Here is a 7,277-nt window from a genome sequence, read left to right as displayed (position 1 = left end):
TTTGGTGCGGCCGAGAGGACTTGAACCTCCACGGGGTCGCCCCCACTAGGCCCTCAACCTAGCGCGTCTGCCATTCCGCCACGACCGCGAATGAAAACAATGGTGCGGGTGAAGGGACTTGAACCCCCACGTCACAAGGACACTAGATCCTAAGTCTAGCGCGTCTGCCAATTCCGCCACACCCGCATGGTGTGTAAATGGTGAGCCATGAAGGACTCGAACCTTCGACCCTCTGATTAAAAGTCAGATGCTCTACCAACTGAGCTAATGGCTCATTCAAAAATGAGTAATTTAGTATAAAAATGGCTGGGCTAGCTGGATTCGAACCAACGCATGTCGCAGTCAAAGTGCGATGCCTTACCGCTTGGCTATAGCCCATTGAAATGTTACAAATAGATAATAGTTTGAGTGATTATCACTCACTTAAAACAACAAGAATTAAATTTTATCATATCCACATCATCATTTCAAGTTATTCTTTCTGCCAATATCTTGAAAATAATGGCGGTCCGGACGGGACTCGAACCCGCGACCTCCTGCGTGACAGGCAGGCATTCTAACCAACTGAACTACCGGACCAACAGATGAATTTTGTGGAAATAAATAGGAGGTGAGCGTTGTGCATATTCGCAAGTGCGCCCACTTCCTACTTTTCACAATATGATAATGACCCGTACGGGATTCGAACCCGTGTTACCGCCGTGAAAGGGCGGTGTCTTAACCGCTTGACCAACGGGCCGAAATATGGCGGAGAAGGAGGGATTTGAACCCTCGCGCCGCTCGCGCGACCTACACCCTTAGCAGGGGCGCCTCTTCAGCCACTTGAGTACTTCCCCATATGGCTCCGCAGGTAGGACTCGAACCTACGACCGATCGGTTAACAGCCGATAGCTCTACCACTGAGCTACTGCGGAATAATTGTTACAGACTTCTTTTATTATATTGAGTAAAGGTTGTCCTGTCAAGACTCCATTTCAATTTAATCTGTAAGTTAGTTGCCATCAGCGACGGCTTTTATAATTTATCACAGCATCATAGGCTCCGTCAACCCTTTTTGTAAAGATAGATTTTACCTCCACATTTACCACACACTAAACGAGTTGTATCAACTCTTCTCTTTCTAGTATACAGTTGATTACAGCTCTTACATTTATAAATCAGAACAACCTTTTTTGTTTCTGGTTCCCCTTTTAAAGGTGTACAAAATCTTGGAGCTCCTACTTTTTTAAGTAGCTCTTTAAAATCCTGATCACCATGTTTATATCCTTTCCCTTCTATATGTAAATGATAATGGCAAAGTTCATGTTTAATAATCCCAACCATCTCATCGATACCATGCTCAAGTAAGTATTTCGGGTTAATATCAATATTGTGGCTTCTTAATAAATATCTTCCACCTGTTGTTCTAAGTCTTTTATTAAAAGTAGCTTGATGGTTAAACGGTTTATGAAAATATGTTAAAGAAATATCTTCAACCATTTGTTGAAGCTTTGTATCATCCACTAAAAACTCCCCCAAATTTAAAGGTAACACTGTACTAGCATTTTGCATACATTATAAACACCCATACTCCATTATAATGAATAAGGAGGTATGAGCAATGCCATCATGGTTACAAAATCAAATGCAACGTGCTTTTTACGAAAAAAATCGCTATCAAATCAAATTACTTAATCAATGCTGGTTTTTCTATAGAGAAAAACACTGCTCTTAAAAGCAGTGTTTCCTTTTAACTCTTTACCATTGCAAGGGCTACTCTACCCTTTTTAAAGTCAACATCATCTACCCACACTGTTACGACATCACCGACAGATACAATGTCAAGTGGATGTTTAACAAAGGATTTGCTCAATTTTGAGATATGAACAAGACCGTCTTGCTTAACACCTATGTCTACAAATGCTCCAAAATCAACAACATTACGTACAGTACCTTGCAATTCCATTCCTTGTTGTAAATCTTCTAGTTTTAATACATCCTTCTTTAATAACGGTTTAGCTACATCATCTCGAGGATCTCTTTCTGGACGGATTAATGCATCACATATATCTTTTAAGGTTAGCTCACCAATGGCAAGCACCTCTGCCGTTTCTTTTAAATTTATATTTGTCACTTTATCTTTTAAATGTTCACTACCCAAATCAGAAACGGACGCGTTTAATTGATCTAGTAATTTTTTCACCTCTGAGTAACGTTCTGGGTGAATGCCTGTCCTATCTAATGGCTGATCACCATCTAACACTCTTAAGAACCCAATACATTGCTCATATGTTTTTGCTCCTAATCGCGGAATATCTTTCAATTGCTTTCGACTAGAAAATCTCCCAAGTTCATCTCTTTTTTTCACAACATTGTTTGCGACTGCTTTACTTAAGCCTGCAACATATTGGAGTAAGGATGAAGAAGCTGTGTTTACATTCACTCCCACTTGGTTTACAACCGTTTCAACTACAAATGTTAATGATTCATTTAGTTTCTTTTGTGATACATCATGCTGATATTGACCAACTCCAACAGATTTCGGGTCAATTTTCACTAATTCAGCTAGTGGATCTTGGAGTCTTCTTGCAATGGATACAGCGCTTCGCTCCTCTACTTGCAAATCAGGAAATTCCTCTCTAGCTAAATCAGATGCAGAATATACACTTGCTCCTGCCTCATTTACGATAAGGTAAGATATTTCGCCTTGCACTTCTTTTAAAACATCTACTATAAATTGTTCCGTTTCTCGTGATGCAGTTCCATTGCCAATTGCCACTACCTCTATATCATACTTTGCCAAAACATCCTTTATAGCTGTTACAGCTTGCTCCTTCTTATTTACTGGTGGGTGAGGATATATAACACCGATGTGAAGCATTTTTCCTGTTTGATCAACAATAGCTAATTTACACCCTGTTCTAAATGCAGGGTCTACACCTAACACCATTCTTCCTTTTAAAGGGGGCTGCAGAAGCAAATTCCTCAGATTTTCTGAGAATATATGTATTGCACGATCCTCGGCTTTTTCAGATAACTCTTTTCTAATTTCCCTCTCTATAGATGGCTGAATTAGTCTTTTATATGCATCTTCAATTGTCTCTATCATGATGTCATATACAATCGTGGCTTTACCCTTTAACTCTTGTTTTTGAATGTAACCTACAATTTGGTCATGTGGCGGCTGTATGGAAACACGGAGTATTTCTTCTTTTTCACCACGATTTAGTGCAAGTACACGATGTGGAACAATTTTTTGGATTGGTTCTTCGTACTCGTAATACATCTCATATACATTTTTTTCATCTTTCTCTTCATCTTTCACCACAGAAGAGATCATTCCCTTTTTAAACGTTACATCGCGGATCCACTGGCGATATTTCGGTTCATCAGATAATTGCTCAGCAATGATATCCTTAGCACCATTTATAGCCTCTTCTACTGAGTTCACTTCTTTCTCTTCATTTAAGAACTCTTTAGCCTTTTCCTCGATATCTCCCTGACTTGGTAATTGAAGAATCCATTCAGCAAATGGCTCGAGACCTTTTTCTTTTGCAACAGTTGCCTTTGTTCGTCTTTTTTGTTTATATGGTCGGTATAAATCTTCAACCTGCTGAAGCTTCATTGATTTATTAATATCAGCAGTGAGTTGTTCCGTTAGTTTTCCTTGTTCTTCAATAAGTCGTATTACTTCTTCTTTACGATTTTCAAGATTTTGTATGTATGTCCACTTTTCAGAAATATCACGAATTTGCACCTCATCGAGTGCACCTGTTTGTTCTTTTCGATACCTTGCAATAAAGGGAACTGTATTTCCTTCTTCAAGTAAGCCTATTACATTTGCTACTTGCTTGAAATTTATCATTAATCCTTTACTGATTTGTTGCATAATTTGATCTCGTTTTTCTACCATCATTAAGCCTCCAACTAAATAGTTCTTTCACCATTATCAGATCATATGTAAACAGTTTACCAAATATAGTTACTTAATTAAAACAGTTAGTCAGATTTGAACTGTTTAAGCTCTCATTTTCCGAAAAATAATAGTCGGTCAATTATTTTAACTCACTAAAATAATTGACCGACTATATATGTTAAGTCATCTTTTCGGCTTTTGGTATATTCATCTAAATATCTTGATAGCTCTTCTACTGTTTGCCCCTTATTAAGTAACGTTTTGACTGCTGGTAATACCAAACCATCAGTATGAATAATAAATTTCGATCCTTTTTCATACGAGTACGTCTGAGTTCGATATTTTTGAGGTTTGCCAGATAGAAAGCCTAAGATTGGTAGAGGATAGATAAAGGACCCGGATGGTGAACTGAGTAAAAAGCGGATATTCCCCACAGAACTATATGTAAACTCATTACTCTTGAAGTTAATTTTTAAGATCGAGACTGTTGCACCTCGTTTATTCTTCAACTCCTGATTACAGAGATCAATTAAGACATTTACATCTTCATCATGATTCTTCTCAACTAGTGTACTTATAGCAGAGGAAGATTCATTTGCATATTCACCACTTCCTAAACCGTCTGCTAAAGCACATATAAAGTAATCATCCATTGCTTTTATAAAAAAGCTGTCACCACAACAGACTTTTCCTTCTTTCGGTACTTGATAAGCTAGTGTATGTACAAAGTTGTTTGATTCGTGAACAATCATCGATTTAACTCCGGAGGCATATCTTTTGATAGAGCATCTTTCAGTTTTTGAATAGCTCTTCTCTGTAGTCTTGATACATGCATTTGCGAGATACCAAGCTGTTCACCCGTTTCCTTTTGGCTTTTATTCATAATAAACGTACAATCAATGATTTCTCTCTCTCTCTCTGTCAAAACGTGTAAAACACTTTGTAATAAAAGCTTTTGGTTTACTTTTTCATACCCTTTATCCTGAGAACCTACAATATCAAGAATGGTAACTGTACTGCCTTCAGAATCAGCTTCAATCGAATGATCAACAGATAAAGCTTGATAGCTTTTACCCATTTCCATTGTTTCTAATACTTCCTCTTCGGTTACATCTAAATATTCTGCTATTTCTTGTACTTTAGGAGATCTTTGATTTTCATTTGTAAGTGTGTCAACTGCTGCTTTAATCTTCGGCCCTAATTCTTTAATCCGCCTCGGAACATGTACACTCCATGTTTTATCTCTTAAGAAACGCTTGATTTCCCCAATAATCGTTGGAATAGCGAAAGCCTCAAATGGCTTTCCAATTGTAGGGTCATATCTTCTAATTGCACCTAATAAACCAATCATACCTACCTGTCTAAGGTCTTCATGGAAACTCTTTCCTTTTGAATACTTTTTAGCTAACGTATCTACTAAGCCGGTATATTGTTCAACAAGAGCTAATTGTGCACTCTTACATTCTGTTTGCTGAAAATCAATAATTAGCTCGTTAACCTCTTCTTTAGTTAGCTTCATAGTTTGAGATGGTTGTGCCATGATCTATCCGCTCCCCGTTTAAGTACTTAGTCATGAAGACCGTTACACCTGAGTTAAGAAGAACACGGACTTCATCCATGAGCGTTTCCATCAAATAGAGACCCAACCCTCCTTCAGGAAGCTGGTCAACTGGGCTTGAAGCAGAATAAGGACCAAGTTCATTTTTGGCTTTTTCGAAATCAAAGCTTTTACCATTATCAGCAACCATTACCTCGAGGCGGTCAGCATAGAGAGCAAACCCTACAACAACTTCACCACCCTCATTACTCTTATAGGCATGATGCACAGCGTTCGTACATGCTTCACTAGTTGCAATTTTCAAATCCTCTATATCATCATATGAATATCCCATTCTACTAGCAATTCCAGAAAGGGTTAACCTGATTATTCCTACATATTCTGGCTTCGCTGGAACCTTCATTTCAATATAATCTACTAATTGGTTCATTGTACCCCACCCTCTGATTTTGAAGATATATCAATGATGTCATTTAGCCCGGTTATACTAAATAAGCGCTCCAAGCGATCTGACAGCTCCACAAGATTTAGATGACCATCGTTTTTTCTTATTATTTTTAACAAACCAACAAATACCCCTAAACCCGTACTATCCATATAAGATACATTTTTCAAATTTACAATTAATTTTGATTTAAACTCTTCGGCTAGTGGTAATAATGCTTCCCTTAGCTTTGGAGCTGTGAATGCATCTATTTCACCTGCAACAAAAACAACCGTCTTATCATCTAATTTGTCTATATCTACTTTAATATTCATCCGTTTTCACCTCAGAAAGAACTAATATGTTATTACATACCCCAATAGAAAAACATTAAACCATTCTTCTTAAAATAATTAAAGTAAAATCATCCCTAAGTTGAAAATCCTGCATTTTTTCAAAGTTTCGATAGATTTTTTCAACGATTTCTTGTGAAGAAAGATCTTTATATTGGCGTATTGAATCTGTAATAACAGACCTTTCAACAAACCCATCATCTGTCCGTGATTCCGTTACACCATCAGATAAAAGGACAATCATATCCCCAGGATCTATGTTTTTTTGGTACTGAATATATTTAACGTTCTGATCTATTCCTAAAACTAGTCCCTTCGTATACAAATCTTCAAATGAGTCGGACCCAGCATGATAAAAGAATCCTGGTTCATGGCCAGCAGATGCATATGTAAATATATGGTCAATCGTATTATACATACCATAAAACATAGTAATAAACATACTAGGATCTACATTTCGTTCAACAACTCTATTCAGGTTCTCTAATATTTGATTAGGATTTCTACGTGATTCTGGAAAGCTGTCCATCGAATATTTAATCATAGACATACATAATGCTGCAGGTATCCCTTTACCAATAACATCTGCAACCGCTATACTGATTCCTTGGTCATCTTCAACAAAGTGATGATAGTCTCCATTCATCTGTTTAGCTGGGATACTTATTGCCCCAATATCTAATGAAGCTGTTGATGGTATTGATGTTTCAAGTAATGTTTGTTGAACATTTGCAGCAATCTGAATCTCTGATCTTATTTCTAATTGTTGATCACGCAAGCTCTGATGCTCCTGATAAGCAAGCCCATATCCCATCATCACTTCTAGTAAGAAGTCCAATGAAGAAAGAACCTCACTTTGGATATCCGGAAAGAGTTCTTGCAGGACGTTTCGATGAGTACTGACGATCTCTTCAGGTGGTATTTGGTGTTCGATTGTTTTTCTACTAAACTTCTGACCTTGATATAGCGCAGTTTCAGTTTGTTCATTTAAGTAATTTCTTAAAAGCTCTCGATATTTCGTTTCTAAAAAATCACGATAATCCATTT

Annotated in this window: 8 protein-coding genes and 8 tRNA genes; 1 reads left to right on the top strand and 15 read right to left on the bottom strand. The window is 37.4% G+C overall.

Going from position 1 to position 7,277, the window contains the following annotated elements:
• Positions 1–2: 2 nt before the first annotated feature.
• The 9 genes from HUW50_RS10660 to HUW50_RS10620 all read right to left on the bottom strand — a co-directional run bounded on the left by HUW50_RS10660 (position 3) and on the right by HUW50_RS10620 (position 1,503).
• Positions 3–88: transfer RNA gene (locus HUW50_RS10660), tRNA-Leu, on the bottom strand.
• 12 nt (positions 89–100) lie between these two features.
• A tRNA-Leu gene (locus tag HUW50_RS10655) sits at positions 101–186 on the bottom strand.
• A 12-nt stretch (positions 187–198) separates the two neighbouring features.
• Positions 199–274: transfer RNA gene (locus tag HUW50_RS10650), tRNA-Lys, on the bottom strand.
• A 29-nt stretch (positions 275–303) separates the two neighbouring features.
• Positions 304–378: transfer RNA gene (locus HUW50_RS10645), tRNA-Gln, on the bottom strand.
• Between the two features lie 124 nt (positions 379–502).
• A tRNA-Asp gene (locus HUW50_RS10640) sits at positions 503–579 on the bottom strand.
• Positions 580–667: 88 nt separating this feature from the next.
• Positions 668–739, bottom strand: a tRNA-Glu gene (locus tag HUW50_RS10635).
• 6 nt (positions 740–745) lie between these two features.
• Positions 746–836, bottom strand: a tRNA-Ser gene (locus HUW50_RS10630).
• A 3-nt stretch (positions 837–839) separates the two neighbouring features.
• Positions 840–914, bottom strand: a tRNA-Asn gene (locus tag HUW50_RS10625).
• A gap of 130 nt (positions 915–1,044) precedes the next feature.
• Positions 1,045–1,503, bottom strand: a complete 459-nt coding sequence (locus HUW50_RS10620) for a SprT family protein (RefSeq protein ID WP_066332452.1) — start codon at positions 1,501–1,503, stop codon at positions 1,045–1,047.
• Positions 1,504–1,600: 97 nt separating this feature from the next.
• On the opposite strand from HUW50_RS10620, the gene cmpA reads away from it, so the two are divergent.
• Complete coding sequence (cmpA, locus tag HUW50_RS10615; protein WP_156177859.1) at positions 1,601–1,714, top strand: cortex morphogenetic protein CmpA; 114 nt, start codon at positions 1,601–1,603, stop codon at positions 1,712–1,714.
• 15 nt (positions 1,715–1,729) lie between these two features.
• On the opposite strand, the gene HUW50_RS10610 is transcribed toward cmpA, so the two are convergent.
• The 6 genes from HUW50_RS10610 to HUW50_RS10585 form a co-directional block, all read right to left on the bottom strand.
• The gene (locus HUW50_RS10610; protein WP_066332095.1) at positions 1,730–3,892 is read right to left on the bottom strand and encodes a Tex family protein; all 2,163 of its coding nucleotides are present in this window, start codon (positions 3,890–3,892) and stop codon (positions 1,730–1,732) included.
• A gap of 155 nt (positions 3,893–4,047) precedes the next feature.
• Positions 4,048–4,647 carry a PP2C family serine/threonine-protein phosphatase gene (locus tag HUW50_RS10605; protein ID WP_066332097.1) on the bottom strand — a complete coding sequence of 200 codons (600 nt, stop codon included), beginning with the start codon at positions 4,645–4,647 and terminating at the stop codon, positions 4,048–4,050.
• Positions 4,644–5,435 carry an RNA polymerase sigma factor SigB gene (gene sigB / locus HUW50_RS10600; protein ID WP_066332098.1) on the bottom strand — a complete coding sequence of 264 codons (792 nt, stop codon included), beginning with the start codon at positions 5,433–5,435 and terminating at the stop codon, positions 4,644–4,646. Before sigB ends, HUW50_RS10605 begins: the two co-directional genes overlap by 4 nt.
• On the bottom strand, positions 5,401–5,883 hold the full coding sequence (rsbW, locus tag HUW50_RS10595; protein ID WP_066332103.1) for an anti-sigma B factor RsbW: 483 nt from the start codon (positions 5,881–5,883) through the stop codon (positions 5,401–5,403). Before rsbW ends, sigB begins: the two co-directional genes overlap by 35 nt.
• Positions 5,880–6,212 carry an anti-sigma factor antagonist gene (locus HUW50_RS10590; RefSeq protein WP_066332111.1) on the bottom strand — a complete coding sequence of 111 codons (333 nt, stop codon included), beginning with the start codon at positions 6,210–6,212 and terminating at the stop codon, positions 5,880–5,882. The genes rsbW and HUW50_RS10590 overlap by 4 nt, the downstream gene beginning before the upstream one ends.
• Positions 6,213–6,267: 55 nt before the next feature.
• Positions 6,268–7,275, bottom strand: a complete 1,008-nt coding sequence (locus tag HUW50_RS10585) for a PP2C family protein-serine/threonine phosphatase (RefSeq protein WP_066332120.1) — start codon at positions 7,273–7,275, stop codon at positions 6,268–6,270.
• Between the last annotated feature and the right edge of the window lie 2 nt (positions 7,276–7,277).

Source organism: Metabacillus sp. KUDC1714, from assembly GCF_014217835.1.
Classification (GTDB): Bacteria; Bacillota; Bacilli; order Bacillales; family Bacillaceae; genus Metabacillus; species Metabacillus rhizosphaerae.
The sequence above is the reverse complement of the archived record's forward strand: the minus strand, read 5'-3'. Positions and strand labels throughout refer to the sequence as shown.